We start from the raw sequence: 26,315 nt of genomic DNA on the forward strand, positions 1-26,315 counted from the left end.
CCGCCCGGCGGCGGTCAGCGGGGGGCGTCGGCGGGGTCCGCGGCGCTCACCGGCACGTCCGGGTGCCGGAACCACGAGCCCTGCACGGCCCACTGCACGAGCATCAGCACGAAGCCGAGCAGCAGTGCGCCGATCCCGATGACGGTCACGCCGCCCGTCTCGCCGAAGACCGGCAGGTCGATCGAGGTCGCGCCGTAGTCCGGGTCGGCGTACACGTCGAACGCGCCGTAGCAGAAGAAGTACAGCAGCATCACGCCGCCCAGCAGCGGGGCCAGGCCCTTGAACACGAAGTCGCGCACACTGCGGGTCAGCACCCGCCGGTAGTACCAGACGCAGGCGAAGCCGGTCAGGCCGTAGTAGAAGGCGATGCCGAGGCCGACGGAGGCGATCGAGTCCTCCAGCACGTTGCCGCTGATCGCGGTGAGCAGCACGTAGAAGGCGATCGAGGCGATGCCCATGCCGATCGTCGACCACGTCGGGGTGAGGTGCCGCGGGTGCACCCGGGCGAACTGCCCGGGGATGGCCTTGTGCGCGGCCATCGAGAAGGTCGTCCGGGCGGTCGGCAGGATCGTGGTCTGCGTCGACGCCGCCGAGGAGGTGAGCACCATGAAGATCAGCAGCTTGGTGAGGAACCCGCCGAACCCGGTCGTGCCGAAGATCGCGTCGCCGAGCGAGGACAGCACGTCGTCCGCGTTGTCCTCGTTGCCCAGCCCGACGCCCTTCGTGCCGATGCCCGCGAACGCCTGCGCCGAGACCGACACCAGCGCGTAGATGAGCAGCAGCAGGACGGTCGAGATGACCGCCGCCCGGCCCGGCGTGCGCGCGGCGTCGGCGGTCTCCTCGTTGACGGAGACGGCCGTGTCCCAGCCCCAGTAGATGAACACCGCGGCGAGGATGCCGGCCGTGAACGCGGTCGTCGACGCCACCTCGAACGGGTTGAACCAGGAGGCACTGACCCTGACCGCCGTCGGCGGCGGGTTCGAGCCGTAGACCTTCACCAGCGCGGTGACCGCCAGCAGCACCAGCATGACGACCTCGATGCACAGCAGCCACCGCTGCAGCGCCGCCGACAGCTCGATGCCGATGTAGCAGATCAGCGTCATCACGGCGATCCACAGCACGCCCGCGACGGTCGTCCAGGTGGTCGAGTCCGCCAGCGAGTCGAGGCCGAACAGGCGGAAGCCGTACACGCCCGCGATCTGCGCCAGGTTGGCCATCACGATGATGTCGGCGACCACGATGCCCCAGCCGCCCATCCAGCCCGTGCGCGGCCCGAACGCCCGCGCCGCCCAGGTGAACGTCGTCCCGCAGTCCGGGTCGGAGGCGTTCAACTCCTTGTAGGCGTAGGCGATCAGCAGCATCGGGACGAACGCCAGGATGGTGATGATCGGAGCTTGCAGTCCCACCCCGGCCACGATGATGCCCAGCGTCGCCGCGAGGCTGTACGCGGGCGCCGTCGACGCGAGCCCGATGGCCACGGACGACACCAGACCGAGCGCACCGGTCTTGAGCCCCTTCTCGCCGGCTCCCGAGCCGGTCGTCCGAGGTTCGGTGGAGGGGGCCGGACCGCCCGGAGGCACCGACACCTGGACCACCCCCTCTCTCCTGCCCGGAGGCTGCGAGGCTGTCCGCCCGGAGGCCGTGGGGCCGCCACGGGGGCCGCGAAGGTTCGTACTCCGCACCATCGTACGCCCGCGGGCCGCACCCTTCCCGGCGTCAGGAACGCCTCCCCGTCTGCGGTGACGCCGCCGGGACGGCCCACCCGCCCGGCAGGCCCGCACGGCCCGCGCAGGCCGGTGCCGCATCCGGCGTGGGCCGAACGGGTGGGCCGTGCGGGTGGGCCGTGCGGGTCTGCCGGGGTGGCGGCCCGGACGGGGGTCAGCCGCGCCGCGGCTCACCGCGGTACGTGCCGAAGTACCAGCGGTTGCCCTCCGGGTCGAGCGCCGCGAAGTCCCGCGAGCCGTAGTCCGTCCCGTGCAGCGGGTCGGTGATCCTCACCCCGGCCGCCACCGCGCGGTCGTGCACGGCGTCCGGGTCCGCAGTGACCACGTACGCGCCGAACGCGCCCGGCGGGGTCGGCCCGGTGCCCGCGTCCGCGTCCTCGCGGACCGATCCCAGCATCACCCCGCCGCCCTCGGGCCAGCTCAGCTGCGCGTGGTCGACCCGCTCGCCCTCGCCGTACGCCACGGTCTCCTCGAAACCGAACGCCTCCACCAGGAAAGCGATCAGCCCGCGGGCGTCCTGCGCCCGCAGTGTCGGCCACACCTGCGGCCGCGGCACCGAGTCCTGTGTCCCGCTCATCCCCGTCCACCTCCGAGAGGTCGCGGCGGCCCCGGCCGGGACGCCGTCACGGTCAGACTGCGCCCGCCGGCACCGGCGCGGCTTGGACGTTTCGGAACTCCTCCGCCCGCCACACGCTCGGCGCGACACCGGCCAGCGCCCGGAACTCGCGCGCCAGGTGCGCCTGGTCGAAGTACCCGCAGGCAGCCGCCAGGTCGGCCAGCCGGCCACCCCCGGCCGCCGCCAGCCGCCGCGCCCGGTCGAACCGCACCACCCGCGCCGCCGCCTTCGGCGACAGGCCCGTCTCCGCGCGGAACCGCGCCGCGAGGTGCCGCTCGCTCCAGCCGACCTCCGCCGCCAGCGCGGACACCGGCACCCGGCCGCGGGAGGCCCGCAGCAGCCGCCACGTCTCCCGCACCTCGGGCGGCGGCGCCCCGCAGGGCCGGGCCGCGCGCGGCAGCACGTCGTCCAGCACCGCGAAGCGCGCGGGCCAGTCGGCGGCGGCCAGCATCCGCTCCCGCACCTCCGCCGCCACCGGGCCGAGCAGCGCCTCCGCGGGAAGGTCCAGGCCCGCGAGCTCGCCCGCCGGGACACCGAGCAGGGCCCGCGCCGCGAGCGGGTCCAGCCCCACCTGCACGCCCGACTGCCGGCCCGGGTGCGTGATCACCGCGGGCGCCGTGTGCAGCCCGCCCACCAGGGCGTCGTACTGCGCCGGGCCCCGCCCGGGCTCGGGATGCACGGACACCGTCAGCGGATCGTCCAGCGTGAAGATCAGCGTGAGGAAGGGCGACGGCAGCCCCCGGTGCCGCCCCGGCACCAGCCCGGCCTGCCGGTAGCCGGTGTACCAGGCCGCGTGCCCGGCCATCGGCCCGGCCGGGCGGCCCCCGGCGCTCTCGTCGACGACGCTTGTCCCGTCCACACCCGCCAGTATCGTCCGGCGCGCGGCGGCCGTCCCCACGGCCGGGCGAGATGCGGTGGCGTCCCCACGGCCGGCTGGCCGGGCGGGCGCGGCGGGCGCGGCGGGCGGGCCGCGGGTGTGAGGTGCGTCACCATCGGAGCGGCCGATGTCACACCTGGGCACCCCGGGGTGCTCTCGGAGGGCAACCGCGACAGGAGGCACCACGATGTCCGACACCCAGGGAACCGCACCCGCCGGCGACGGCGCGGAGAAGACCGCCGGCGAGCCGGGCGGCAGGCCCGTGGGGAACACCGTGCCGGACGCCGTGTCGGACGTCGTGCCGGCCACCGAGGGGGACGCCGCCCGGGACGCCGCGACCCGCGTCTACACCGACCACCGCGAGCTGCTGTTCGGCGTCGTCTACAGCATGCTCGGCAGCGTCGCCGACACCGAGGACGTGCTGCAGGACACCTGGCTCGCCTGGACCGCCCGCGACACCGACACCGCCGCCGCCCCGGTCGAGAGCCCCCGCGCCTACCTCGTGCGCATCGCCGTCAACAAGGCGATCGCCCGCCGCGCCGCCGTCAGCCGCCGCCGCGAGAGCTACGTCGGCCCCTGGCTGCCCGAACCGCTCATCAGCCAGCTCGACCCCGCCGCACCTCAGGCGGGCACCGCCGACACCGCCGACACCGTCGAACGCGCCGAATCCGTCTCGGTGGCCCTCATGGTCGTCCTGGAGACCCTCACCCCGCTGGAGCGGGCGGTGTTCGTGCTGCACGAGGTCTTCGGGTACAGCCACCCCGAGATCGCCGACACCCTCGGCCGCACCCCGGCCGCCGTCCGCCAGGTCGCCCACCGGGCCCGCGCGCACGTCCAGGCCCGGCGGCCCCGCTACCGCCCCGAACCGCGGGTGCGCCGCCAGGTCACCGAACGCTTCGCGGCCGCCGTCGGGGGCGGCGACCTCCACGCCCTGCTGGAGCTGCTCGCGCCCGAGGTGACGCTCTGGGCCGACGGCGGGGGCAAGGCCGTCGCCGCGGGCCTGCGCCCCGTGCACGGCCGCGACAGGGTCGCCCGGGTGCTCGTCCAGGGCGCGGGCCGCACCGGCACAGGCCTGGAGGTCCGCTGGGCGCGCGCCAACGGCGACCCGTCCGCGCTGCTCTTCCGCGGCGACACCCCGTTCGGCGTGCTCGTCCTCGACCTCACCCCGGACGGCGAGCAGGTCGCCGGGGTCTACTTCCTCACCAACCCGGACAAGCTCACGCACGTCCACTGACCCGGCCGGCCCCATCCGACGCGCCCGCACCGCCGCCGCGCCGCGCCGCGCCGCGGCACGCCCGCGACTGCACCCGCACCCGCACCCGCACCTTCGCCCGCACCTTCACCCGGACCCGAACCGAATCGAACGGAAGACACCGCCATGATCCTCGTCACCGGAGCCACCGGCCTCGTCGGACGCCCCCTCGTCGAGACCCTCGCCGCAGCCGGTCACGCCGTCCGCGCCGTCAGCCGCAACCCCGCAGCGGCGCCGCCACCGCCCGCAGGCGTGGAGACCGTCACCGGCGACCCGTCCCGGCCGTCCGGCCTCGCCCCCGCCCTCGACGGCGTCACCGCACTCTTCCTGCACCCCCGCGCGGCCGGGGAATCCGCGGACGCACTCGTCGCACTCGCCCGCGACCACGGGGTCCGCCGCGTCGTCGCCCTCACCGCCCTCAACATCGACGACGACCCCGACGACCAGCCCTCCCGCCACCGCGGCGACCGCAACAAGGAGGCCGAGGACGCCGCGGCCGGCAGCGGCCTCGCCTGGACCAGCCTGCGGTCCGGCACCTTCGCCGCCAGCAGCCTGCACGCCTGGGGCGCGCAGATCCGGGCCGGCGACACCGTCCGCGGCCCCTACCCGGACTTCGCCGAGGCCCCCGTCCACGAGCGCGACCTCGCAGAGGTCGCCGCCGCCGCCCTCACCACCGACGGACTCCACGGCCGCCGCCTCGAACTCACCGGCCCCCGTGCCCTCACCCACGCCGCGATGGTCACCGAGATCGGCCGCGTGCTCGGCCGGCCGCTGCGCCACCAGGCGGTACCCGCCGACGCGGCGGCCCTGGCCATGGTCCGCCAGGGCGTCGCCGAGCCCTTCGTCACCGCCCTGATGGCCCGCTACCGGCGCGAACTCGACCGGCCCGCCGCCGTCACCGACACCGTCGCCGAGGTGCTCGGCCGGCCCGCGCGCGGCTACGGCGACTGGGTCGCCGACCACGCGGACGACTTCCGTGCCTGACGGCCCGCACCGGTTTCCGCCCCCGTACACCCGGCCCCCGTGCACCCAGCCCCCGTGCACCCGGCCCTCGTGCACCCGGCCCCCGTACACCCGGGCCCCGTCCGGCCCGCCCCGGACCCGTCCCACCCGTCCCGCCCGTACCGCCCGACCTGGGCGTCCCCTCAGGAGGACACCGTGAAGATCACCGTCATCGCCGCGACCGGCGGCATCGGCCGGCTGCTCCTCGACCAGGCGCTCGCCGCCGGCCACGAGATCACCGCCGTCGTCCGCAACCCCGCCCGGCTCACCGCCGACGGCCGGCCGCTCGACGGCGTCCGCGTCGTGACGACCGACCTGGCGGACGCCGACCCCGCCCGGCTCGAAGCCGCCGTCGACGGGGCCGACGCCGTGCTCTCCGGCCTCGGCGCCCGCACCGCCGCCGACCACGGGGTCGCCCGGCGCGGCACCGACGCCGTGATCCGCGCGATGCAGGCCACCGGTGCCCGCCGGCTCGTCGTGGTCAGCGCCGCGCCGATCGGCACCGTGCCCACCCCTGACCGCCCGGCGCCGCCCCGGCACGACCCCGGCGACGGCTTCGTCATGCGCCACGTGCTCAACCCGCTCGTCAAGGCCGCCCTGCGGGCGCACTACGCCGACCTCGCACTGATGGAGGAGGAGGTGCTCGGCAGCGCCCTCGACTGGACGGTCGTCCGTCCGCCGCGGCTCACCGACCGCCCCCTGACCGGCCGATACCGCACCGCCGAGGGCCGCAACATCCGCGGCGGCCGGACGGTCCCGCGGGCCGACGTCGCCCACCTCATGCTGCACCTGCCCGAACAGCCCCGGAGCATCCGGAAGATCGTCTCCATCGCCACCTGACGGTCGGTCATCCTCGAAGGAGAAGACACGTGTTCGTCCTGTACACCGCCGTGACGCTCCTGTGCGTCGCCGCCACCGCCATGTCAGGCGTGCTCGACCTCGCCCGCTACGAACGGATCACCACCAGCATGGCCGCGGCCGGTGTCCCCGCCTCCTGGCTGTTCCCGCTCGGCCTGCTGAAGACGGCCGCCGCCGCGGGCCTGCTCGCCGGCTTCGCCGTACCGCTGCCGGGCACCGCCGCCGCCACCGGCCTGGTGCTGTTCTTCGTCGGCGCGATCGCCGTCCATCTCCGGTCCGGCGACCGCTCGTTCGGGCTCGCGCTCGGCTTCCTGCTGCTCTCGGCCGCCGCCCTGGCGGCCGGGGCGGCCGAGCACGGCCTGGCCTGACATTCCCCCCGGCCGGGCGGAGACCGGTGCGGCGTCAGGCGGCCCGCAGGCTGCGGTGCCCGGCGGACTCCTCCACCGCCGGCGCCGTCGGCCCGCCCAGCACGGCGGCCTGCGCCGCGCGGGCCAGCGCCCGCCGGCCCTCGTGCGCGGCCGCGGGGACCGGCGGCAGGAACGCCACCTCCGCCACCAGCCCGCGGGCGGCGACCACCCGGCGCAGCGAGGCGGGCAGGCCGTCGTCCCCGACGAACGCCGCGACCGTCGCCGTGCTCCCGTCCGGCAGCCGGTAGCCGACCCGTACCGGCTGCACGGCGGCCCCCGCGCGCACCGCGGCCTCGAACAGCGCCGGCCGGAACCGTCCGCCGCGCCGCCCGCACCAGGTGCTGCCCTCGGGGAACACCACCACGCGCTCGCCGCGGCCCAGTGCCGCGGCGATCTCCCCGACCGTGCGCGGCAGGGTGCGCAGCCGGTCGCGGTCGATGAAGAGGGTGCCCAGCCGCACGGTCAGCGGGCCCAGCACCGGCCAGCCCCGCACCTCCGACTTGGCGAGCATCCGGCCCGGCCCGACGGCCGCGATCAGCGGGATGTCCAGCCACGACACGTGGTTGGACACCACCAGCACACCGCCCTCCGCCGCCGGGACCGGCCCCACCCGCACCCGCACCCCCAGGGAGGCGAGCAGCAGCAGCGCCCAGCGCCGTACCAGCCGCTGCCGCAGCGCCGGCCCGCAGCAGGCCTGCACGGCGGGCGCCAGGGCGACACCCGTGAGCAGCACCGTCGCGCCGCCGACCGCGCGGAGCACCTGCCGGGCGCCGCCGGCCACCGGCGACGGGTCGGCGACGCAGTCCTCCGGCGTGCACGGCGCCGTCGGCAGCCAGGCGCTCACAAGGCGGAGCCGGTGGAGAGGAAGTGCCGCAGGTAGCGCGGGTCGGTGCGCTCCAGCGACAGCAGGACGAACAGGTCGGCGACCTCGAACGCCGGGTCGTACGCGGGCTCGCCGCACACCCACGCCCCCAGCCGCAGGTAGCCGCGGAGCAGCGGCGGCACGACGGCGCGGGCCGGGCGTCCGACACCCGCGTGCTGCCACGGCCGCAGCGGCGCCACCCGGTACTCCTCCGGCGCGAGGTACTTGGCGAGGACCGTGTCACGGACGCCCGCCGCCTGCACGCCGCCGTCGGCCAGCGGCACCGAGCAGCAGCCCGCCACCCAGGTGTTGCCGGTGGACGACAGGTAGCGGGCGATGCCGCCCCACATCAGGTTGATGACCGCGCCGCTGCCGCGGTGGTCGGGGTGGATGCAGGACCGGCCGACCTCGACGATGCCGTTGCGCAGCCCGGCGAGCCGGGTCAGGTCGAACTCGGTGTCCGAGTACAGCCGTCCGGCGCGCCGGGCGGCCTGCGGGCGGAGCAGCCGGTAGGTGCCGACGACGGTGCCGGTCGTGTTCTCCCGCACCAGCAGGTGGTCGCAGAAGTCGTCGAACGGGTCGACGTCCAGGCCCGGCACCGGACTCGCCAGCGCGGCGCCCATCTCCTCGCCGAACACGAGGTGGCGCAGCCGCTGCGCGGCGCGGACGTCACCCTCGTCCTGGGCGAGGGCGATCGAGTAGCCCTCGGCGGGTGCGGGTGCGGGTGCGGGTGCGGGTGCGGGTGCGGGTGTGCTCGCGGGCGTACGGGCGCGGAGCGGCGGCTGCGCCACGGGCGGGGCCGCCTGCGCGGGCACGGACGCTGAGAGGGCGGGGGCGGTGGTCATGGCGGGCTCTCCATGGTCGTGGACGGGGCGGGACGCACGGCTCTCCGGACTGGCCCGGGCCCGTCGGACACATGACGGGCGGGTCACCCGTATGTCTCCCGTGGCCGGTCGGCATCGAGGTTGCGGCGCGACGGAGCGCAGATGTGGACCGGCTGAACGCCTGGCGCGGCCCCGTCACCACCCGCCCCCGTACGCCGCCGCAGCCCCGCCCGCGGCACCGGCCCCACCGGTGCCGCCACCCGGCCCCGTGCGCCCGCCGTCCCCGCCGCCCGTACCCCGCCGCCATTGGGCCCCGCCGCCGTCCGCACCGTGCCGCCGCCCGGGGTGAGCGGGCCCCCGGGAGGGAAGGACACCCCTGCCGGGAGCCCCGCCGGGCGGGCGGGGCGGGCCCGGCCGTCGACGAACCCGGGTCGAGGGGGCCGAGACCGTGCACGGTGATCTCCGCAGGCGCAGGGTGGCGCTGGAGGACGCGTGGTCCCGCTGGGTGCCCGATCCGGCCGCCCGCCGCGGCCTCGCGCCGCACGACCCGGCCGCGGTACGCCCCGAGGTCGCCGACTCCTGGCTCCGCTGCCGGCCCACCGTCGACCCCGGCCGCACCAGCGCCCCCTGCTCCGAGAGCGGGGAACCCCGGCCGCTCTGGGCGGGCTCGCCCCTGCGCACCCCCGTCGACGGCCTCGCCGGGGAGTTGCGCTCCGTCGCCGACGACGCCGGGTTCGTCGCCGCCGTCACCGACGAGTCCGGCACGATCCTGTGGACCTGCGGCGGCCGGGTCATGCGGCGCAAGGCCGAGCAGGTCAACTTCGCGCCCGGCGGCCGCTGGGACGAACCGGCCATGGGCACCAACGCGCTCTCCCTCGCCCTGCGCACCGGCCGCCCCGCCACGGTCTTCTCCGCCGAACACCTCGTCTCCGCCCTGCACGGCTGGGTCTGCTACTGCGCGCCGATCCGCCGCCCGGACGGGCACATCCTCGGCGTCCTCGACCTCTCCACCACCTGGGACCGCTCGCACCCGCTCGCCCTCACCACCGTCCGCACCCTCGCCTCCGCCGTCGAGGCCCGGCTCGGCACCGTCCGCACCGCGTCCGCGCCCGGCCTGCGCCTGCGCTGCCTCGGCGGCGACGCCGCCACCCGCGACGGCCGCCCGCTGCGCCTCCCGCCCCGCCAGGTCGAACTCCTCGCCCTCCTCGCCCTCGAACCCGCGGGCTACACCGCCGCCGGGCTGCACGCGGCGCTGTACGGTGACCGCCCGGTCAGCCCGTCCACCTTCAAGGCCGAGGTCTCCCACCTGCGGCGCGCCCTCGGCGGTGCCATCGCCCCGCGCCGCTACCGGCTCACCGAGGCCGTCGACTGCGACGCCGCCACCGTGCTGCGCGCCCTCGAACGCGGTGACACCGCCACCGCCCTGCACCACTACGGCGGACCGCTGCTGCCGCGTTCCGAAGCCCCCGGCATCGTCGAGCGGCGCACCTGGCTGGAGGTCGCCGTCCGCTCCGCCGTACTCGCCGGGCCGGGGCCCGACCACGCGCTGCGCTACGGCGCCCTCGTCCCGTACGACGCCGAGGTGCACGAGCACGCGCTGCGCACCCTCGCCCCGGGCGATCCGCGCCGGGCGCTCGTCCTCGGCCGGCTGCACGCGGCCCTGGGGGAGTGACCCGGCCGTCCCCCGCCTCCGTCCCCGCTCCCGCCCAGCCCCCGCTCCCGCCTCCGCCATCGGCCGGACAGGGCGCGGGCGCAGGGCGACGGCGCCAACCTTTCACCAACCCGGAACCGCGAGAGTGACCCGCGTCGCGGAGGGCGGGACGCCCGCCGCGGCCGCCCCCCGGTACGACCGCGCCTTTCGACGAGGAGAGCCGCCATGGTGTACGCGCAGCCCGGCACAGAGGACAGCATCGTCAGCTTCGCCCCGCGCTACGACAACTTCATCGGAGGCAAGTGGGTCGCCCCGGTGGACGGGCGCTACTTCGACAACCCCTCGCCGGTCACCGGCCGCACGTTCTGCCAGGTCGCCCGCTCCACCGCGGCCGACGTCGAACTCGCCCTGGACGCCGCGCACATCGCCGCCGAGGCGTGGGGTCGAACCTCGGCCACCGAGCGCGCCAACCTCCTCAACCGGATCGCCGACCGGATCGAGCAGAACCTCGAGAAGCTGGCCGTCGCCGAGACCTGGGAGAACGGCAAGCCTGTCCGCGAGACCCTCGCCGCTGATCTGCCGCTCGCCGTCGACCACTTCCGCTACTTCGCGGGGGCGGTGCGTGCGCAGGAGGGCAGCATCGCCGAGGTCGACGCCGACACCGTCGCGTACCACTTCCACGAGCCGCTCGGGGTGGTCGGGCAGATCATCCCGTGGAACTTCCCGATCCTCATGGCCGCGTGGAAGCTCGCCCCGGCCCTCGCCGCGGGCAACTGCGTGGTGCTCAAGCCCGCCGAGCAGACGCCGGTCTCGATCCTGCTCGTCGTCGAGCTCATTGCCGACCTGCTGCCGCCCGGTGTGCTGAACGTCGTCAACGGCTTCGGCGTCGAGGCGGGCAAGCCGCTCGCGTCCAGCCCCCGCGTCGCCAAGATCGCCTTCACCGGGGAGACCACCACCGGACGCCTGATCATGCAGTACGCCAGCGAGAACATCATCCCCGTCACGCTCGAACTCGGCGGCAAGAGCCCGAACATCTTCCTGCCGGACGTCATGGCGGCCGACGACGACTACCTCGACAAGGCCGTCGAGGGCTTCGTGATGTTCGCCCTCAACCAGGGTGAGGTGTGCACCTGCCCGTCCCGGGCGCTCGTCCACTCGTCGATCTACGACGCGTTCATGGCCCGTTGCGTCGAGCGCACCGCGGCCATCGTCGCGGGCGACCCGCTCGACCCCGCGACCATGATCGGCGCCCAGGCGAGCAACGACCAGTACGAGAAGATCCTCTCCTACCTCGACATCGGCCGGCAGGAGGGCGCCGAGGTCCTCACCGGCGGCAACGCCCGCACGGTGCCCGGCCTGGAGGGCGGCTACTACATCGAGCCGACGATCTTCCGCGGCACCAACGACATGCGGATCTTCCAGGAGGAGATCTTCGGCCCGGTCGTCTCCGTCACCACCTACGACACCGTCGAGGAGGCCCTGCACCTCGCCAACGACACGCTCTACGGCCTCGGCGCCGGCGTGTGGACCCGCGACGGCAACACCGCCTACCGGCTGGGCCGCGAGATCAAGGCGGGCCGGGTCTGGACGAACTGCTACCACGCGTACCCCGCGCACGCGGCGTTCGGCGGCTACAAGAAGTCCGGCATCGGCCGCGAGACGCACAAGATGATGCTCGACCACTACCAGCAGACCAAGAACCTCCTCGTCAGCTACTCCGCACAGCGGCTCGGCTTCTTCTGATGACCGCCGAGGGCGTCGCACGGGTCGGACTCACCGTGCCCGCGGCGGAGTTGATCGACCGGCTCACCGCGGTGCACGGACCGGTGATGTTCCACCAGTCCGGCGGCTGCTGCGACGGCAGCGCACCGATGTGCTACCCGCGCGGCGAGTTCAGGGTCGGCGCCGCCGACGTGCTGCTCGGCCGGCTCCACGGCGGCACGCCGTTCTGGATGGGCGCCGACCAGTACGCGCGCTGGCGGCACACCCACCTGACCGTCGACGTCGTGCCCGGCCGGGGCAGCGGCTTCTCGCTCGAAGCCCCCGAAGGCGTACGGTTCCTCGTCCGCTCCCGGCTGTTCAGCGCGGCGGAGTCCGCCCTGCTCGCCGCCGGCCCGCCCCCGCGCACCGGCGCCGGCCCGGCGTGACGGCCGTCCCCGCCGCCGGTGGCACCCGGTGCGGGCCCCCGCGGTGGCCCGCACCGGGTGGCCGGCACCCCAGGTGGCCTACATTGGGGTGCCGGCCGGGGAACGGCACGGTACGAGCGGAGGGGGCCGTCGATGGCGCAGTACGACCCGTACGGGAGACCGCAGCAGGGCGCACCGCAGGGGGTGCCGACCAGGAGGCCCCCACGGGCCTGGTGGTGGCTGCCCGCGTCGGAGCGCCGCCGGCGCCAGGCACAGCGGCGCGCCTGGGAGGAGGCCCGCCGGCGCAGGCCCAAGCGCGACAAGGACTGCTGCGACGGCTGCGACTGCCTCGGCGAGCTCGCCGACCCCTGCCTCGTCGTGCTGATCCCGCTGACGGCGGTCTCCGCCCTCCGCGCCGCCGTCGGCTCCCTCGGCGGGCGCCGGGCGCACGGCCCGGCCGATCCCGCCGCACCCGTGCCGCGCGGCCTGCTCGCCGCAGGGCTGTACGGCGCGGTGCACCACTACCGCACGGAGATCAGCCCGCGCCGCCGGGCCTGCTGCCCGTACACGCCGTCGTGCTCGACGTACGCCGTGCAGGCGCTGCACCGGCACGGCGCCCTCCGCGGGGCCCGGCTCACCGCGGGCCGGCTGCTGCGCTGCCGTCCGGGCACGACGGGCGGGCACGACCCCGTGCCGCGCCGCTGACACCGCCGCTCCCGCCGGTGCCGTCCGGGCCGCTCCCGCCGCTCCCACCGGGCCGGACGGGCCCGGCGGGATAGAATCGCGGTGTCCGGCGTCCGGCCGAAGCGGGGTGGCAGATGGCACCCGTCTCCAACCACGGGCCGCGTTACCTGCGGTTCGTACCGGCTGCGCTCTTCGTCGGCGGGACGCTCTGGAACGAGCTGGACACCGTCGACTACTGGGGCGACCCGCTGATGTCCGCCGCCTGCGTCACGGCCGGCGCGCTCCTCTCCCTGCCGGTCACCATCGGCTTCGGCGTGGCGACCGTCCTCGTCGTGCTGGTGATGACCGTGCAGGACGGCTCCGTCGGGACGACCGCCGGCTACCTGGAACTCCTCAACACGCTCCTCGCCGCCCTCATCGGCGTCTGGGTCAACCGCGTGATCGCCCGCCACGGCCGGCGCCTCGACGCGGTCAGGTCGGTCGCCGAGGCCGCCCAGAGCGCGGTACTGCCGCCCCCGCCCTCCGCCGTCGGCCCGCTCGCCGTCGCCGCCGGCTACCAGGCCGCCGGTACGGAGGCCCGGATCGGCGGCGACGCGTACGCCGTGCAGCGCACCCCGCACGGCACCCGCGTGCTGATCGCGGACGTCCGCGGCAAGGGCCTGCAGGCCGTCCGGGCCGTCTCGGTGCTGCTCGGCTCGTTCCGTGAGCTCGCCGTGCTCGCCGAGGACCTGACCGCGCTGGCCGACGGACTCGAACGCTCCCTGGTGCGGGAGGTCGTCGACAGCGACCGGGCCGACGAGGAGGTGCGCACCGAGGGCTTCATCACCGCGCTGATCGGCGAGCTCGACCCCGAGGACGGCACCCTGCGCCTGGTGAACTGCGGGCACCCCGCCGCGTACCTCCTCAACGGCGGCCAGGTGAAGGCCCTGACACCCGCCGAACCCGGCCTCCCGCTCGGCATGGGCGCCCTCGGCGGGCCCCGCCCGCCGCCCGACACCTGGCCGCTGGCCGCGGGGGACACCCTGCTGCTGATCACCGACGGCGTCACCGAGGCCCGCGACGCCGGCGGCGAGTTCTACGACCCCGCGAAGCGCCTCCCCGACCTGGGGCCCCTGCACGGCCCCCAGCAGGTCGTCGACACCGTCTTCGCCGACGTCGCCCGCTGGACGGGCGGACCGCGCGACGACGACATGGCCGTGCTCGCGGTCACCTACCTGGCCGACGCCGACACCGCCGTGGACGTGCGGAGCGGCTGAACCCGTCCGGCACCGGTCCGCCGGCGCCGCCCGCGGACCACGACCCTGTCGGCCGCCAGCTCCTCCGCCATCTCCGCCGCCACCGGTGGTGCCACCCCGAGCCGCCGCCAGGTGCGGCGGGCCCGTGCCACGACATCAGTCGCCATGCTCTCCTCCACTCCGCGGGGCGGACGGCGTGTCCGCCACCAGGGTGCCGACACCGCGCGCGAACGCTCCCCACTCCCGGCCCCAGGTGCCCAGCACCTCGGTGCCCTCGGCGGTCAGCCGGTAGTAGGTGCGTTCCGGGCCGCCCTCGCCGGGCTGCCGGAACACCTCGACCAGGGCGCGGCTGCGGAGCCGTCCGAGGGCCGGATAGATCGACCCGCTCGCGACCTCCAGGCCGGCTCCGGCCAGGCGGACGGTCATCTCGTAGCCGTACGTGGGCCGTTCGGCGATGACGGCCAGCAGGCACAGGTCGAGCACGCCGCGCAGCCACTGCGTGCGGGGAGTGTCGGTGTCTCCCATGGCAACTGTCGTGCACGACAAGAGTCTTGCGGTGCAAGAGTCCGGTCCGTGCACTGATGATGCGTCAACTTGCCTTCTTTTGGAGCGTCCTGGCCGGAAGTGTGGCGGCTACGCTTCCGGTGGGAGCCAGCGCCGGGCGGCGGGGCGCTTGTCCGGGGCGACCCACCAGAGCTTGTGCTGCCCGTCCCAGCGGGCCCCGAGCTCGCGTTTGACCTGGTCCTTCTCGGCGAAGGGGACGCTCAGGTAGAGCCGCCCGCCCACCTCGGCACCCGGCGCGGGACGGTCCGCCCCCGCCGCGGCGTGTCCGGAGCTGCCGCCGGTGGTAGCAGGGGCGGTGGCAGGGGCGGCGGCGGGAAGCAGTGCCGCTGCCAGGGGCCGCTCCGGGGCGGCGTGCCCGGCGCCGGGCGCCGTATCCGCGGAGGCCTTCGCGCCGCCGTCCCGGCCGCGCCGCTCGGGGCGGGCCCGGTCGATGATGCGGCGGACGCGCCGACAGGCCTCGTGGTCCGTGACACGCATCATGAGGTCGGTCGGACCGGAGTTGCAGAGCAGGTTCAGCGACCCGTGCCAGAGCACGGACTCGTCGACGATGAGGACCTTCTCGTGCATCCGGTCGCGCTGTTCGACCCGGCAGCCGGCGGCCCGCAGGTTCCTCACCAGCGCCGCCTTGTGAGGGGTCGAGGAGTGGTCCCGGGTGAAGACCGTGACCTGCACGCCGCGCGCACCGAGTTCCCGCAGCGGGCCGCTCCAGTACCGCACCGGCCCCGGGTCGAGGAACGCGCAGTAGATCTCGACCGACTTGGCGGCCTGACGCAGGTCCCAGGCGACCGCGCGCGGCACCTCGTCGGCAGGGAAGAAGGACGGCCGCGACAACTCCTCCGTGGAGAGCTCGCCCAGCTCGGCCGCGGCCCGGAAGGGGACGAGCTGGTCGACGGAGAGGCGCCGGGCGTGCCGTTCCAGGTGGTCCAGCATCCGTACGGCCTCGCTGTGCGGGGCCAGGTTCGCGCGCAGGTGCTCGACGTCGGCGACCACGACCAGGTGGTCCTGGGCGCGGCTGAGGGCGACGTTCAGCAGGCGGCAGGTGTTCGAGGAGAGTCCCGTCCCCGCGTAGAAGTACCCGGGGGAGCGGCCGGCACCCGCGACGGTGTCGATGATCACCAGCGGCCGCTGACTGCCCTGGAACCGGTGGACGGTGTCGACCAGTCCCTCGTACTCCTCGCCGAAACGGTACCCGAGGCTGGTGTCGAGCGCCCTGACCTGGTCCTTGTAGGGCGCGATGACGGCCATCCGCTCGACCGGCCGCCCACCCGGGGCCCCGCCGGTCCAGTTGCGGCCCGGCAGCACCCCGTCGTACTGCAGTCCGCGGACCAGCTGGTGGACGACGGCCTCGTGGACGGCGTTCGACTTGTGGTCCCGGCCCGGGATGCGCCGCGAGGACGTGTCGATCAGCACCAGCGGACCGTCCAGCAACGGGGACGCGGGCAGCCGGGTGCCGTCGGGCCGCCCGGTGCGCAGCGGCGCGTCCGGGTAGGCGACGGTGTTGACCACGCCGCAGATCTCCGAGTGCATCCGGTACTGCGTGCCCAGCCCCACCAGCCGGGGGTCGTCGAGACGGGCGGAGCCCGCGGCTGTCACCAGGCCGGCGGCATGGAAGGCGTCACGCTCGGCCCACCGGCGCGAGTGCTCCTGCTCGGGCCCGGTCGCCAGGCGGTCGCCACCGCCCTTGGTGATGGCGGGCAGCTGGCGGAAGTCGCCCGCGAGCACCACGCGCTTGCCTGCCAGCCCCGCCACGTACCAGGCGGAGGGGAGATCCACCATCCCGGCCTCGTCGAGGACCACCACGTCCACCCGGTCCAGCAGCTTGCGTGACTGGATCGCCTTGCTGACCGTCGCGCCCTTGATCCTGCAGCGCGCCCGCACCTCGTCCTCCAGGCCGCGCCGCCGGCGGTCCAGCTCGTTCAACTCCCGCTGCAGGGCGTCGGCCTGCTCGACGAGACGCGCACGGGCCGGCAGCACGGCGAGCCGCGACGCCACGCCGGCGAGTCGGGCCTGCAGCTCGCCGACCGCGGCGGCACTGGTCCGCTGCTCCTGCTGCGCCCCGTTCTGCCGGTGCCAGACCTCCGCCTGGGCCTGCGTGACCTCCGCCAACTTCCGCCGGGCCTGCTCCAGTTGAGCTGTCCTGCGATCGGCCGTCAGGCCCGGGGGGACGCCCGGCGCGGCGATCCTGACGCGCAGGGCCGCCGCCTCGGCGTCGAGCCGCAGGACCTCCAGCACCGCCCGGTCCAGGTCGTCGGAGGCCGCGGCCTGGCGTTCGCCCGCCGACACGAGCGCGGCGGCCAACCCGGCACCCTCGTCGTGGACCTGCAGATCCGCGCGGACCGCCGTCAGCCGGGCCTGCGCCGCCGCGAGTGCCGCGTCGATCCCCGCCCCGACCCGGCCCGCGATCCGCACCGGGTCGACCTGGTCGCCGTAGTTCTGCTCCAGGCTCGCGACCGCGATGTCACCGGCCCGCTGGACCAGCCCCCCGGCGAAACCGTCCTCCCCGCGCAGCAGATCGCACATCCGCTCCAGCGCCTGGTCCACCGCGACGTTCGTCGGCGCGAGGAAGAGCAGGTTGAGTCCCTGGCGGTAGCACCCCTCGGCGATGTGCGCGACCACGTCGGTCTTCCCCGTCCCGGGCGGCCCCCACAGGAACAACGCACTGCTGCCGAGCGCCCGTTCCACCGCTGCGCGCTGCGCCGGGTTGAGCGGCAGGTCGTTCCACCGCGCCACCCAGCGGGCCGGGTCGGGCACCGCCGCGATCACCGGATCGCCCAGCCCCAGGACCAGGCCCGCCATCGCGTGGTCCACCGGCCCGTCCTCACGGCCCGCCGCCTCCAGCCGGTCGGCCAGCGCCGACCAGTTCGAGGCGTCGTCCTCCCGCAGCAGCACCGTCGCCGGCCCGTCACCCAGATCGGCGGCCGTCACCACCCGGACCGTCCCGTCCGGCATCCGCGTCACCTCGGCGGCGGCCCACGGCTGCTGAGACCGCTCCGGGCGCACCACCAGCGGCCTGCCGTCGAACGAGTCCCGCCAGCCACGGCAGGAGAAGAGGAACTCCGAACGCTCCCCGCCGCCGATCCGGCGGCCGTCGTGCAGGACGACCTTCTCGGAGCCCGCGCTCGCGTCCCGGCGGCAGGCGGCGATCTCCGCGCGTACCGCCGTGAGCAGATCCTCGACCGGTCCAGGACGGTGCCGCTCTGCCATCGATCCCCCAGACGATGTCAACTGGCGTGCTGGAAAGATCGTATCCGTTCCCGATGACAGGGAACCCTGCCGTCCGGACCTGCGATCGGCTCCGGACGGCAGATTTTGACTGACAGTCACTTCCGGGTGATCGAGGGCCCGGTGGCGTCGACCTGGAAACGGCGTGTCCCGGACCGCGCGGACGCGCTGGTCCCGTCGCCTCCCCGGACCTGCCGGGCGTACGTCCCCCAGTCGTGAGGAGAGCCGCCGGAACGCGCGCTGCCCCGCCACCGTCGCCCGTGCCGCCCTGTGTGCATTCCGTGAAGGGCAGGGCCGGGTGCGCGGGGGGCGTGTCGGAGGAGGCCCGCAACGGGAAGCCGCCGGGCCGACGGCCCGTCGCGACATTCCTCCCGTCGGGCCGGGGCGGGCGGAGTTCCACCGGTAGCGGGACCGGCTTCGGTGTGGGCGGCCCGGAACGCATAAAAGCCGAATGCGGACCGGGATTTCTCCCGGCCCGCATTCGGCCTGTCTGTGTCCGAGGGGGGACTTGAACCCCCACGCCCGATAAAGGGCACTAGCACCTCAAGCTAGCGCGTCTGCCATTCCGCCACCCGGACGGGGTGTGTTGCCTCGGGGCTTCTGTTTCCTTCGCCCCCTGGCGACAGAGAGAACATTACCAGGCCCGGGGAGTGCTTCTCACCTGCGTTTCTGCACCCCTGGGCGGCGGGTGCGAGGAGATGCCGGTGAATGGGTATGGATCATGGCGAAACGGACATGCGCCCGGGCGGGCGTGGGAGCGGGCGGAGGCGGTACGGGCGTCGGCCGCGGATGCGGGGGAGGGTGGTGGGGCCGGTGTGCCCGGGGTGAAGGCTGCGCCCGGCGATCGTGCTGATCTGGGAAAACCCTCGGCAGACTGACCGTTCCGCTGGTAGAACGAGTCGCGATCGGACCGATGCGGTCCGGTTGCGTTCGCAAGTGGTCTGAACAGTTCACCCGCCGCCAAGTTCCAGTCCCTTCCCCAGGGGGCGACGGGTGCTCTCCTAGCCTCTGTGGACCGAGGGAGCCTTGCGGAACGCCCGATTCCCGAAAGGCCGCCGGCTCGTGAGGGCCCGCGCGCGGCCTGCGGCGGAGCCTCCCGTCACGATGCGAAGGGTGGCTGGACGTGGAACAGATCAGCGAGGCGGCCTCGCGCCGGTCGGCGGTGGAGGCCCCGGACGCGGGCCGGGCGGCCCCTCCCGGCACACGCCGCGAGGAGCGTTCCCCGCGGCGCGACGACCCGGCCGACGACTGCGGGAACCCCGCCCCGGGTACGGGCCCCGCCCCGGGACGTGAGGGCGGTACGGGCCCCGTGCCGGGTGTCTGGCGCTTCGCCGCCGTCGCGGAGGAGGCGGCGGTGCCGCGGACCCGCCATGAGGTCCGCGACCGGCTGCTGGCCCAGGGCATGGCGGGGGAGCGGTACCAGGAGCTGATCGACGATCTGCTGCTGATCGTCTCCGAGCTGGTCAGCAATGCCGTCACGCACGCCGCCGTGGTGTCGCCGAAGCTCACGACCGAGCTGACGATCGGCGAGGGCCAGGTGCGGATCGCCGTGGAGGACCTCCACCCCTACCGGCCGAAAGCGCTGGAGAGTGATCTCGGCAAGCTCGGCGGCCGGGGGCTGCTGCTGGTCAAGAGCGTGACCCTGCAGGCGGGCGGGGTGTGCGACGTGGAGCGCACCGGCGACGGGGGCAAGGTGATCTGGGCCTCCCTGCCGGTCCCGGCGGGTGCGGACGAGCCGGCCGGGCACCCCTGGGAGCTGTGACGCCCCGGACGCCCGGTCGGCCGGAGGGCGCTACCAGCCGCGGCCGGTGATCTCCCGGATGCCGGGCAGGGCCGCGTCGAAGACCGTCCGGAACCAGGCGGAGAACGGCTTCTCCGCCTCCAGGGCCTTGAGCTCGTCCGCGGTGACGAAGCGGGTGTCGGCGATCTCGTCCGGGTCGGGCACGAGGTCGGCCGTGACGAGGCCGACGAAGAGGTGGTTCCACTCGCGCTCGATCAGGCCGGAGGCCTCGTCGGGCAGGTCGTAGCGGACGGTGCCGGCCTCGCAGAGCAGCGCGGGTGCGGCGCCGAGTTCCTCCGCGGTGCGGCGGGCCGCGGCGACGAACGGCTGCTCGCCGGGGTACGGGTGGCCGCAGCAGGTGTTCGACCAGACCCCGGGCGAGTGGTACTTGCCGAGGGCGCGGCGCTGCAGCAGGAGGCGGCCCTGCTGGTCGAAGAGGAACACCGAGAAGGCGCGGTGCAGGCGGCCGGGCTGCTGGTGGGCCCAGAGCTTCTCGGCGGTGCCGATGGTGTGGCCGTCGTCGTCGACGAGCTCCAGCATGATCTCCGTCGCGGCCGCGGCGGGGCCGGCCGCCGTTCCGGGATCCGTGTCGAGATCTGTGTCGATCTCCGGGAGGGTGTGCGTCCGGTCGGTCGACGAGATGTCGGACATGGAATCCCCTTCGCAAGTGGCGTCGGGCCCCAAGTCTGCCCCATGGCCGGAGGTCCCGGCCGTGCGACGCACATGTGGCACGGGAAGGGGCGAATGATCGGGAGATGCGTTCGAATGCTGAACGATTCCGTCCCCGGTTCTTCATCTTGTGTCTGTTCGGTGATCGGACGTGTGCCCTAAATCCGCCGGTCCCTGGCTTGAATGCGGAGCGTGCCGTCCGGAATGATGATCCGAACGGCTCCGCGGCCCGGTCGGCCGCAGACCGCCCCGCCGGGACGCTGTTTGCACCCGGCCCATCCTGCCGCCGCGCAGAGGATGCCCGATTCGGGGGCAAACGCCCCGTCCGGTAGCCTCGACCGGTGCGCCGGACCCGCAGGGCGGCGCCACCACCACATCCTGTCCCACCGCACCCCGTTGTGGCCGGACGTACACAACGCCAGGGAGTGAGTCCCGCTGTCCACCGTGATCGTGACCGGCTCCGCGCCGTCGGCCGTCGAAGGACCGGGCGGCTCCCTGCCGCTCGTCGCGACGGGCTCCGGCGGACGCGCCGGGGCGGGAGCCACCGCCACCGTGACCGCACTGCCGATCCCCGTGCAGACCGGCCGCACCGCCCCCCGCACCGTGCCCGCCGTCCTCGCCGCCGACCTGGCGGACCTCGGCTTCGACCGCGTCCTGCACGCGGCCGACGCCGGCGACGTCGCCGCCCTCCTCGCCGAGGCCGGCCCCGCGGAGCGCGTCGCCGTCGTCGACGCTGGCTTCGTCGGCCACCGGCACGCCCTGCGCCTCGGCCTCACCGACCCCCGGTACCCGGCGGGCGCGGTGCCCGGAGCGCTCGCCGTCGCCGGAGCACCCGCCCTGGACGCGCTGCGCGCCGCGGCCCGCCGGCTGGCCGGCACGGCCGACGCCGCGACCCCGCTCCCGGACGCGCTGGCCGCCGCCCTGCACCAGGCCGGCACCCCCGTGCAGCACCCCGACCTCGGCACCCTCGTCGCGACCGTGCCCGGCACCGGCGACGAGCTGGCCGCCGCCCGCGCCGGCGTCGCCGCCGTCGACGAGGAGGCCGTCCGGCTGCGCCGCGCGGTGAAGGGCCGGGACGGCTTCTTCACCACCTTCTGCGTCAGCCCGTACTCGCGGTACCTCGCGCGCTGGTGCGCCCGCCGCGGCCTCACGCCGAACCAGGTGACCACCGCCTCGCTGGTCACCGCACTCGTCGCCGCCGCGAGCGCGGCCACCGCGACCCGGCCCGGCTTCGTCGCCGCCGGCGTCCTGCTGCTGCTCTCCTTCGTGCTCGACTGCACGGACGGCCAGCTGGCCCGCTACTCCCTCCGGTACTCCACGGTCGGCGCCTGGCTCGACGCCACCTTCGACCGCGCCAAGGAGTACGCGTTCTACGCGGGCCTCGCGATCGCCGGCGCCCGCACCGGCGACCACGTGTGGGCGCTCGCCCTCGCCGCGATGGTCCTCATGACCTTCCGGCACAGCGTCGACTTCGCCTTCATGGCCGCCGACCAGGAGACCGCGCGCAACCCCGCCACCGCCGGCACCAAGGCGCAGGCCGCGAGCAGCAGCCCCACCGCGCAGCTGTCCAACCGCCTCGACCGCCTCGGCTGGACGGTCTGGGCCCGCCGGATCATCGTGCTGCCGATCGGCGAGCGCTGGGCCCTCATAGCCCTGCTCACGGCCCTCACCACCCCGCGGACCACCCTCACCGTGCTCCTCGTCGGCTGCGGCCTCGCCTGCTGCTACACCACGGCAGGCCGGGTGCTGCGCTCGGTCAACCGGCGCCGCCCCCGCACCGCCCAGGCCGCCCGCGAGGTCGCGGTGCTCACCGACGGCGGCCCGCTCGCCGAGCTGCTCGCCCCGGTCCTGCGGCCCGTCGCCCTGAGGCTGCCCTCCCTCGCCGTCCCGCTGCTGGCCGCCGTCGCCGCCGCGGGCATGCCGCTCGCCGCGTACGGCCTCGGCGGCACCTGGGCCGCGGTCGGCGCCGCGGCCGGCTACGTCCTGCTCGGCTCGCTCGTCCTGGCCCGCCGGCTCACCGGCGCCCTCGACTGGCTCGCCCCCGCGTTCTTCCGCGCCGGCGAGTACCTGACCGTCCTCGCCCTGGCACTGCGCCTGGACACCGCCGCCCTCCCGGCCGCGTTCGGGCTGGTCGCGGCCGTCGCCTACCATCACTACGACACGGTGTACCGCCTCCGCGGCGGCACCGGCGCGCCGGCCCGCTGGCTGGTACGCGCGACCGGCGGACAGGAGGGCCGGGTCCTGCTCGTCACCCTCTGCGCCGCACTCGTGTACGGCGGTGCCCCGACCGGGCCCGTCGGCCACGAGGGGCCCGGAGCGGCCGCCCTGCAGGGCGTGCTGGTGGCGCTGGCCGCCGTCCTGGCCCTGGTCGTCGTCGCCGAGTCCATCCACTTCTGGGTGTTCGGCGACGCCACGGCAGAACACGACGAATCAGGAGACACCGCATGATCGGCCTCGTCCTGGCAGCCGGCGCCGGCCGCCGGCTCCGTCCGTACACCGACACCCTGCCCAAGGCGCTGGTGCCGGTCGACGGCGAGCGGACCGTCCTGGACCTCACCCTCGGCAACTTCGCCGAGGTGGGGCTGCGCGAGGCCGCCATCGTGGTCGGCTACCGCAAGGAGGCGGTGTACGACCGCAAGGACGCCCTGGAGCAGAAGTACGGCGTCAAGCTCACCCTGGTCGAGAACGACAAGGCCGAGGAGTGGAACAACGCCTACTCCCTGTGGTGCGCCCGCGACCTCTTCGGCGAGGGACTGCTGCTCGCCAACGGCGACACCGTGCACCCCGCGTCCGTGCAGCGCACCATGCTCGACGGCAACGACCGGCTGACCGCGGCGGGCGCCGCCCCCGGCATCCTGCTGGCCCTGGACACCGTGAAGAAGCTGGCCGACGAGGAGATGAAGGTCGTCGTCGACCCCGCCCTCGGCATGCGCCGCATCACCAAGCTGATGGACCCCTCCGAGGCCACCGGCGAGTACATCGGCGTCACGATCGTCAACCCGTCCGCGAAGGACGCCCTCGCGGACGCCCTGCAGGCGACCTTCGAGCGCGACCCGCAGCTGTACTACGAGGACGGCTACCAGGAGATGGTCCACCGCGGCCTGCGCATCGACGTGCAGCCGATCGGCGAGGTCACCTGGGTCGAGGTCGACAACCACGACGACCTGGCCCGCGCGCGGGAGATCGCGTGCCAGTACTGACCCGGCTGCTGCCGTCGCCCGTCTTCGTCGAGATCCGCCCGGGCGCCCTCGACGCGCTCGGCGGCATCCTCGCCGACCAGCGGCTGTCCGCCTCCGGGCGGATAGCGGTGGCGATCAGCAGCGGCTCCGGCACGGTGCTCCGGGAGCGGCTCGAACCGCTGCTCCCGGGCGCCGCCTGGTACGAGGTCGCCGACGGCACCCTCGACAGCGCGGTGCGCCTCGCCGACCAGATGCGCGGCGGCCACTTCGACGCCCTCGTCGGCCTCGGCGGCGGCAAGATCATCGATGCGGCGAAGTACGCGGCGGCCCGGGTCGGCCTGCCGGTCGTCGCGGTCGCCACCAACCTCGCGCACGACGGCATCTGCTCGCCGGTCTCCATCCTCGACAACGACGCCGGCCGCGGCTCGTACGGGGTGCCCAGCCCGATCGGGATCGTCGTCGACCTCGACGTCATCCGCAAGGCCCCGCAGCGCTTCGTGGCGGCCGGCATCGGCGACGTCATCTCCAACATCTCGGCCTGCGCCGACTGGGAGCTCTCCCAGCGGGTCACCGGCGAGCCCGTCGACGGCCTCGCCGTCGCCATGGCGCGCTCGGCCGGCGAGAACCTCCTCCGGCACCCCGGGAGCCTGGAGGACCAGGACCTCCTGATGACGCTGTCGGAGGCCCTGGTACTGTCCGGCATCGCGATGAACATCGCGGGCAGCACCCGGCCCTCGTCGGGTGCCTGCCACGAGATCTCGCACGCCCTGGACGTGCTCCACCCCAAGCGGTCCGCCCAGCACGGCGAGCAGGTCGGCCTCGGTGCGGCCTTCGCGAGCTTCCTGCGGGGCGAGCGCGAGCTGACCGGCCTGATCGCCGAACGCCTGGCGAGCCACGGCCTGCCGGTGACGGCCGACGAGATCGGATTCACCGAGGCGGAGTTCACCGAGGCGGTGCACTACGCCCCGAACACCCGTCCCGGGCGCTTCACCATCCTGGAACACCTCGACCTCTCCCCATCCGACATCAGGGACGCGTACGCCGACTATGTCCAATCAGTCCACCGCTGAACGCCCTCCGGTCGACCTGACCCGCCGCCCCTCCATCGAGGAGCTGCGGGCCGTCATCCACCCCGAGGGCATGCTCCAGCGCCGCAGCGCCGAGCACTGGGCCGGCCGCCTCTACATGCGGAAGATCTCGCTGCGGATCACCCGCGTGCTGAGCACCGTCACGGTGATCACGCCCAACGGCCTGACGTACCTGATGATGTTCACCGGCATCCTGGCCGGTGCGGCCCTGGTGATCCCGGGCCTGACCGGTGCCGTCCTGGGCGCCGTGCTGATCCAGGTCTACCTGCTGCTCGACTGCGTGGACGGCGAGGTCGCCCGCTGGCGCCGCCAGACCTCGCTCACCGGCGTCTACCTGGACCGCGTCGGCCACTACATGTCCGAGGCCGCGCTGCTCACCGGCCTCGGCCTGCGGGCCACCGACCTCTTCCACCAGGAGGGCTCCTCCTCCGCCTGGCAGTGGGCCTTCCTCGGCACGCTCGCCGCGCTCGGCGCCATCCTGATCAAGTCGGAGACCGACCTCGTCGACGTGGCCCGCGCCCGCAGCGGCATGACCGCCGTCGAGGACGCCGCCTCCGTGCCGCGCTCCTCCGGCGTCGCCAAGGCCCGCAAGGCCGCCTCGCTGCTGAAGTTCCACCGGCTGGTCGGCGCCGTCGAGGCCTCGCTGTTCATCCTCGCCGCGGGCATCGCGGACGCGGTCGCCGGCGGCCTCTTCTACACCCGCCTCGCGGTCGTCGTGCTGGCGGCCATCGCCATGCTGCAGACCGTGCTGCACCTGCTGAGCATCGTCCTCTCCAGCAGGCTGCGATGAGCGACGCGCTGCGGCTGGGCGCCGTCGTCATCACCCAGGGCAACCGCCCCGCGGAGCTGAACGCCCTCATCGCGTCCGTCCGCGCCCAGGACGGCCCGCCGGTCGAGATCGCGGTCGTCGCCAACGGCGCCCCGCTGCCCGCGCTGCCCGAGGGCGTCCGCACCGCCGAGACGCCCGAGAACCTCGGCATCCCCGGCGGGCGCAACGTCGGCATCGAGCTGTTCGGCCCCGACGGCGCCGACGTCGACGTGGTGCTCTTCCTCGACGACGACGGCCTGCTGCCCAACCGCGACTCCGCGGAACTGCTGCGCCGGGCCTTCGCCGAGGACCCGTCGCTCGGCATCGTCTCCTTCCGGATCGCCGACCCGGACACCGGCGTCACCGCCCGGCGGCACGTCCCCCGGCTGCGCGCCAGCGACCCGCTGCGCTCCTCCCGCGTGACGACCTTCCTCGGCGGCGCCAGCGCCGTCCGCACTGCGGTCTTCCCGCAGGCCGGCCAGCTGCCCGGGGAGTTCTTCTACGCGCACGAGGAGACCGACCTGGCCTGGCGCGCGCAGGACGCCGGCTGGGCCATCGACTACCGCGCCGACGTGGTGCTGCACCACCCGACCACGTCCCCGGCCCGGCACGCCTCGTACTTCCACAACGTGGCCCGGAACAGGGTCTGGCTGGCCCGACGGAACCTTCCGGCCCTGTTGGTGCCTCTCTACCTGGGAACCTGGTTCCTGCTCACCCTGGCCCGCCGCCCGTCCGGCGACGCGCTGAAGGCCTGGCTGGGCGGTTTCCGGGCAGGCTGGCGCGAACCCTGCGGGCCGCGACGGCCGATGCGATGGCGTACTGTATGGCGATTGACCCGCTTGGGCAGACCGCCAATCATCTGATCGCTGCTGCCGGTAGTACCCCCC

The 26,315-nt window shown here is 74.9% G+C and carries 23 protein-coding genes and 1 tRNA gene; 15 read left to right on the forward strand and 9 right to left on the reverse strand.

Annotated elements, in window-relative coordinates; genetic code table 11:
- Positions 1 to 14: 14 nt before the first annotated feature.
- The 3 genes from SNE206_RS16740 to SNE206_RS16750 all read right to left on the reverse strand — a co-directional run bounded on the left by SNE206_RS16740 (position 15) and on the right by SNE206_RS16750 (position 3,199).
- Positions 15 to 1,595: an APC family permease gene (locus SNE206_RS16740; RefSeq protein ID WP_407914169.1), complete on the reverse strand. Its 1,581-nt coding sequence runs from the start codon at positions 1,593 to 1,595 to the stop codon at positions 15 to 17.
- 283 nt (positions 1,596 to 1,878) lie between these two features.
- Positions 1,879 to 2,301 (reverse strand): VOC family protein, encoded by a 423-nt coding sequence (locus SNE206_RS16745; protein ID WP_407914170.1) that lies wholly within the window; start codon positions 2,299 to 2,301, stop codon positions 1,879 to 1,881.
- Positions 2,302 to 2,353: 52 nt separating this feature from the next.
- A complete protein-coding gene (locus tag SNE206_RS16750) occupies positions 2,354 to 3,199 on the reverse strand; it encodes a helix-turn-helix transcriptional regulator (protein WP_407914171.1) in 846 nt (281 codons plus the stop codon).
- A gap of 205 nt (positions 3,200 to 3,404) precedes the next feature.
- Here SNE206_RS16750 and sigJ point away from each other — a divergent pair, with 205 nt between their 5' ends.
- From sigJ to SNE206_RS16770, 4 genes are all read left to right on the forward strand, one after another.
- Positions 3,405 to 4,451, forward strand: coding sequence for an RNA polymerase sigma factor SigJ (sigJ, locus tag SNE206_RS16755; RefSeq protein ID WP_407914172.1), 1,047 nt, complete (start codon positions 3,405 to 3,407; stop codon positions 4,449 to 4,451).
- A gap of 144 nt (positions 4,452 to 4,595) precedes the next feature.
- On the forward strand, positions 4,596 to 5,453 hold the full coding sequence (locus SNE206_RS16760) for an SDR family oxidoreductase (protein WP_407914173.1): 858 nt from the start codon (positions 4,596 to 4,598) through the stop codon (positions 5,451 to 5,453).
- Positions 5,454 to 5,627: 174 nt separating this feature from the next.
- Positions 5,628 to 6,311, forward strand: a complete 684-nt coding sequence (locus SNE206_RS16765; protein ID WP_407914174.1) for an NAD(P)-dependent oxidoreductase — start codon at positions 5,628 to 5,630, stop codon at positions 6,309 to 6,311.
- Positions 6,312 to 6,340: 29 nt separating this feature from the next.
- Positions 6,341 to 6,697 carry a DoxX family protein gene (locus SNE206_RS16770; RefSeq protein ID WP_407914175.1) on the forward strand — a complete coding sequence of 119 codons (357 nt, stop codon included), beginning with the start codon at positions 6,341 to 6,343 and terminating at the stop codon, positions 6,695 to 6,697.
- A 34-nt stretch (positions 6,698 to 6,731) separates the two neighbouring features.
- Here SNE206_RS16770 and SNE206_RS16775 read toward each other — a convergent pair whose 3' ends face one another.
- The gene (locus SNE206_RS16775) at positions 6,732 to 7,580 is read right to left on the reverse strand and encodes a lysophospholipid acyltransferase family protein (RefSeq protein WP_407914176.1); all 849 of its coding nucleotides are present in this window, start codon (positions 7,578 to 7,580) and stop codon (positions 6,732 to 6,734) included.
- Positions 7,577 to 8,443 carry a GNAT family N-acetyltransferase gene (locus SNE206_RS16780; protein ID WP_407914177.1) on the reverse strand — a complete coding sequence of 289 codons (867 nt, stop codon included), beginning with the start codon at positions 8,441 to 8,443 and terminating at the stop codon, positions 7,577 to 7,579. Before SNE206_RS16780 ends, SNE206_RS16775 begins: the two co-directional genes overlap by 4 nt.
- 427 nt (positions 8,444 to 8,870) lie before the next feature.
- Between SNE206_RS16780 and SNE206_RS16785 the strand changes: the two genes are divergently transcribed.
- The 5 genes from SNE206_RS16785 (at position 8,871) to SNE206_RS16805 (ending at position 14,139) form a co-directional block, all read left to right on the forward strand.
- Positions 8,871 to 10,094, forward strand: a complete 1,224-nt coding sequence (locus tag SNE206_RS16785) for a GAF domain-containing protein (RefSeq protein WP_407914178.1) — start codon at positions 8,871 to 8,873, stop codon at positions 10,092 to 10,094.
- 204 nt (positions 10,095 to 10,298) lie between these two features.
- Entirely contained in the window at positions 10,299 to 11,816 is a 1,518-nt protein-coding gene (gene adh / locus SNE206_RS16790; protein ID WP_407914179.1) for an aldehyde dehydrogenase, read from the forward strand.
- Positions 11,816 to 12,220 carry a DUF779 domain-containing protein gene (locus SNE206_RS16795; RefSeq protein WP_407914180.1) on the forward strand — a complete coding sequence of 135 codons (405 nt, stop codon included), beginning with the start codon at positions 11,816 to 11,818 and terminating at the stop codon, positions 12,218 to 12,220. The genes adh and SNE206_RS16795 overlap by 1 nt, the downstream gene beginning before the upstream one ends.
- Before the next feature lie 132 nt (positions 12,221 to 12,352).
- Positions 12,353 to 12,904, forward strand: a complete 552-nt coding sequence (yidD, locus tag SNE206_RS16800) for a membrane protein insertion efficiency factor YidD (RefSeq protein ID WP_407914181.1) — start codon at positions 12,353 to 12,355, stop codon at positions 12,902 to 12,904.
- 113 nt (positions 12,905 to 13,017) lie between these two features.
- Positions 13,018 to 14,139 carry a PP2C family protein-serine/threonine phosphatase gene (locus SNE206_RS16805; RefSeq protein WP_407914182.1) on the forward strand — a complete coding sequence of 374 codons (1,122 nt, stop codon included), beginning with the start codon at positions 13,018 to 13,020 and terminating at the stop codon, positions 14,137 to 14,139.
- 135 nt (positions 14,140 to 14,274) lie between these two features.
- On the opposite strand, the gene SNE206_RS16810 is transcribed toward SNE206_RS16805, so the two are convergent.
- The 3 genes from SNE206_RS16810 to SNE206_RS16820 all read right to left on the reverse strand — a co-directional run bounded on the left by SNE206_RS16810 (position 14,275) and on the right by SNE206_RS16820 (position 18,482).
- A complete protein-coding gene (locus tag SNE206_RS16810; protein ID WP_407914183.1) occupies positions 14,275 to 14,643 on the reverse strand; it encodes a PadR family transcriptional regulator in 369 nt (122 codons plus the stop codon).
- A 108-nt stretch (positions 14,644 to 14,751) separates the two neighbouring features.
- The gene (locus SNE206_RS16815) at positions 14,752 to 17,886 is read right to left on the reverse strand and encodes an AAA domain-containing protein (RefSeq protein WP_407914184.1); all 3,135 of its coding nucleotides are present in this window, start codon (positions 17,884 to 17,886) and stop codon (positions 14,752 to 14,754) included.
- A 511-nt stretch (positions 17,887 to 18,397) separates the two neighbouring features.
- Positions 18,398 to 18,482 (reverse strand) — tRNA-Leu (locus tag SNE206_RS16820).
- Positions 18,483 to 19,027: 545 nt separating this feature from the next.
- Between SNE206_RS16820 and SNE206_RS16825 the strand changes: the two genes are divergently transcribed.
- Positions 19,028 to 19,666, forward strand: coding sequence for an ATP-binding protein (locus SNE206_RS16825; RefSeq protein ID WP_407914185.1), 639 nt, complete (start codon positions 19,028 to 19,030; stop codon positions 19,664 to 19,666).
- Between the two features lie 30 nt (positions 19,667 to 19,696).
- Here SNE206_RS16825 and idi read toward each other — a convergent pair whose 3' ends face one another.
- Positions 19,697 to 20,224 (reverse strand): isopentenyl-diphosphate Delta-isomerase, encoded by a 528-nt coding sequence (gene idi / locus SNE206_RS16830; protein ID WP_407914249.1) that lies wholly within the window; start codon positions 20,222 to 20,224, stop codon positions 19,697 to 19,699.
- Positions 20,225 to 20,956: 732 nt separating this feature from the next.
- Between idi and SNE206_RS16835 the strand changes: the two genes are divergently transcribed.
- From SNE206_RS16835 to SNE206_RS16855, 5 genes are all read left to right on the forward strand, one after another.
- On the forward strand, positions 20,957 to 22,801 hold the full coding sequence (locus tag SNE206_RS16835; protein WP_407914250.1) for a DUF5941 domain-containing protein: 1,845 nt from the start codon (positions 20,957 to 20,959) through the stop codon (positions 22,799 to 22,801).
- Positions 22,798 to 23,553 (forward strand): sugar phosphate nucleotidyltransferase, encoded by a 756-nt coding sequence (locus SNE206_RS16840; protein ID WP_407914186.1) that lies wholly within the window; start codon positions 22,798 to 22,800, stop codon positions 23,551 to 23,553. Before SNE206_RS16835 ends, SNE206_RS16840 begins: the two co-directional genes overlap by 4 nt.
- Positions 23,541 to 24,602: an iron-containing alcohol dehydrogenase family protein gene (locus SNE206_RS16845; RefSeq protein ID WP_407914187.1), complete on the forward strand. Its 1,062-nt coding sequence runs from the start codon at positions 23,541 to 23,543 to the stop codon at positions 24,600 to 24,602. The genes SNE206_RS16840 and SNE206_RS16845 overlap by 13 nt, the downstream gene beginning before the upstream one ends.
- A gap of 70 nt (positions 24,603 to 24,672) precedes the next feature.
- The gene (locus SNE206_RS16850) at positions 24,673 to 25,410 is read left to right on the forward strand and encodes a CDP-alcohol phosphatidyltransferase family protein (RefSeq protein WP_407914251.1); all 738 of its coding nucleotides are present in this window, start codon (positions 24,673 to 24,675) and stop codon (positions 25,408 to 25,410) included.
- Between the two features lie 8 nt (positions 25,411 to 25,418).
- Positions 25,419 to 26,291, forward strand: coding sequence for a glycosyltransferase family 2 protein (locus tag SNE206_RS16855; protein WP_407914252.1), 873 nt, complete (start codon positions 25,419 to 25,421; stop codon positions 26,289 to 26,291).
- Positions 26,292 to 26,315: the final 24 nt, after the last annotated feature.

The sequence above is a fragment of the Kitasatospora sp. NE20-6 genome, from assembly GCF_045862635.1.

Bases quoted from the DNA above. Each gene is read 5' to 3' on its own strand.
- SNE206_RS16745 (WP_407914170.1), bottom strand. From the start codon at position 2,301: ATGAGCGGGACACAGGACTCGGTGCCGCGGCCGCAGGTGTGGCCGACA.
- sigJ (WP_407914172.1), top strand. From the start codon at position 3,405: ATGTCCGACACCCAGGGAACCGCACCCGCCGGCGACGGCGCGGAGAAG.
- SNE206_RS16760 (WP_407914173.1), top strand. From the start codon at position 4,596: ATGATCCTCGTCACCGGAGCCACCGGCCTCGTCGGACGCCCCCTCGTC.
- SNE206_RS16780 (WP_407914177.1), bottom strand. From the start codon at position 8,443: ATGACCACCGCCCCCGCCCTCTCAGCGTCCGTGCCCGCGCAGGCGGCC.
- adh (WP_407914179.1), top strand. From the start codon at position 10,299: ATGGTGTACGCGCAGCCCGGCACAGAGGACAGCATCGTCAGCTTCGCC.
- SNE206_RS16795 (WP_407914180.1), top strand. From the start codon at position 11,816: ATGACCGCCGAGGGCGTCGCACGGGTCGGACTCACCGTGCCCGCGGCG.
- yidD (WP_407914181.1), top strand. From the start codon at position 12,353: ATGGCGCAGTACGACCCGTACGGGAGACCGCAGCAGGGCGCACCGCAG.
- SNE206_RS16805 (WP_407914182.1), top strand. From the start codon at position 13,018: ATGGCACCCGTCTCCAACCACGGGCCGCGTTACCTGCGGTTCGTACCG.
- SNE206_RS16810 (WP_407914183.1), bottom strand. From the start codon at position 14,643: ATGGGAGACACCGACACTCCCCGCACGCAGTGGCTGCGCGGCGTGCTC.
- SNE206_RS16815 (WP_407914184.1), bottom strand. From the start codon at position 17,886: ATGGCAGAGCGGCACCGTCCTGGACCGGTCGAGGATCTGCTCACGGCG.
- idi (WP_407914249.1), bottom strand. From the start codon at position 20,224: ATGCTGGAGCTCGTCGACGACGACGGCCACACCATCGGCACCGCCGAG.
- SNE206_RS16840 (WP_407914186.1), top strand. From the start codon at position 22,798: ATGATCGGCCTCGTCCTGGCAGCCGGCGCCGGCCGCCGGCTCCGTCCG.
- SNE206_RS16850 (WP_407914251.1), top strand. From the start codon at position 24,673: ATGCTCCAGCGCCGCAGCGCCGAGCACTGGGCCGGCCGCCTCTACATG.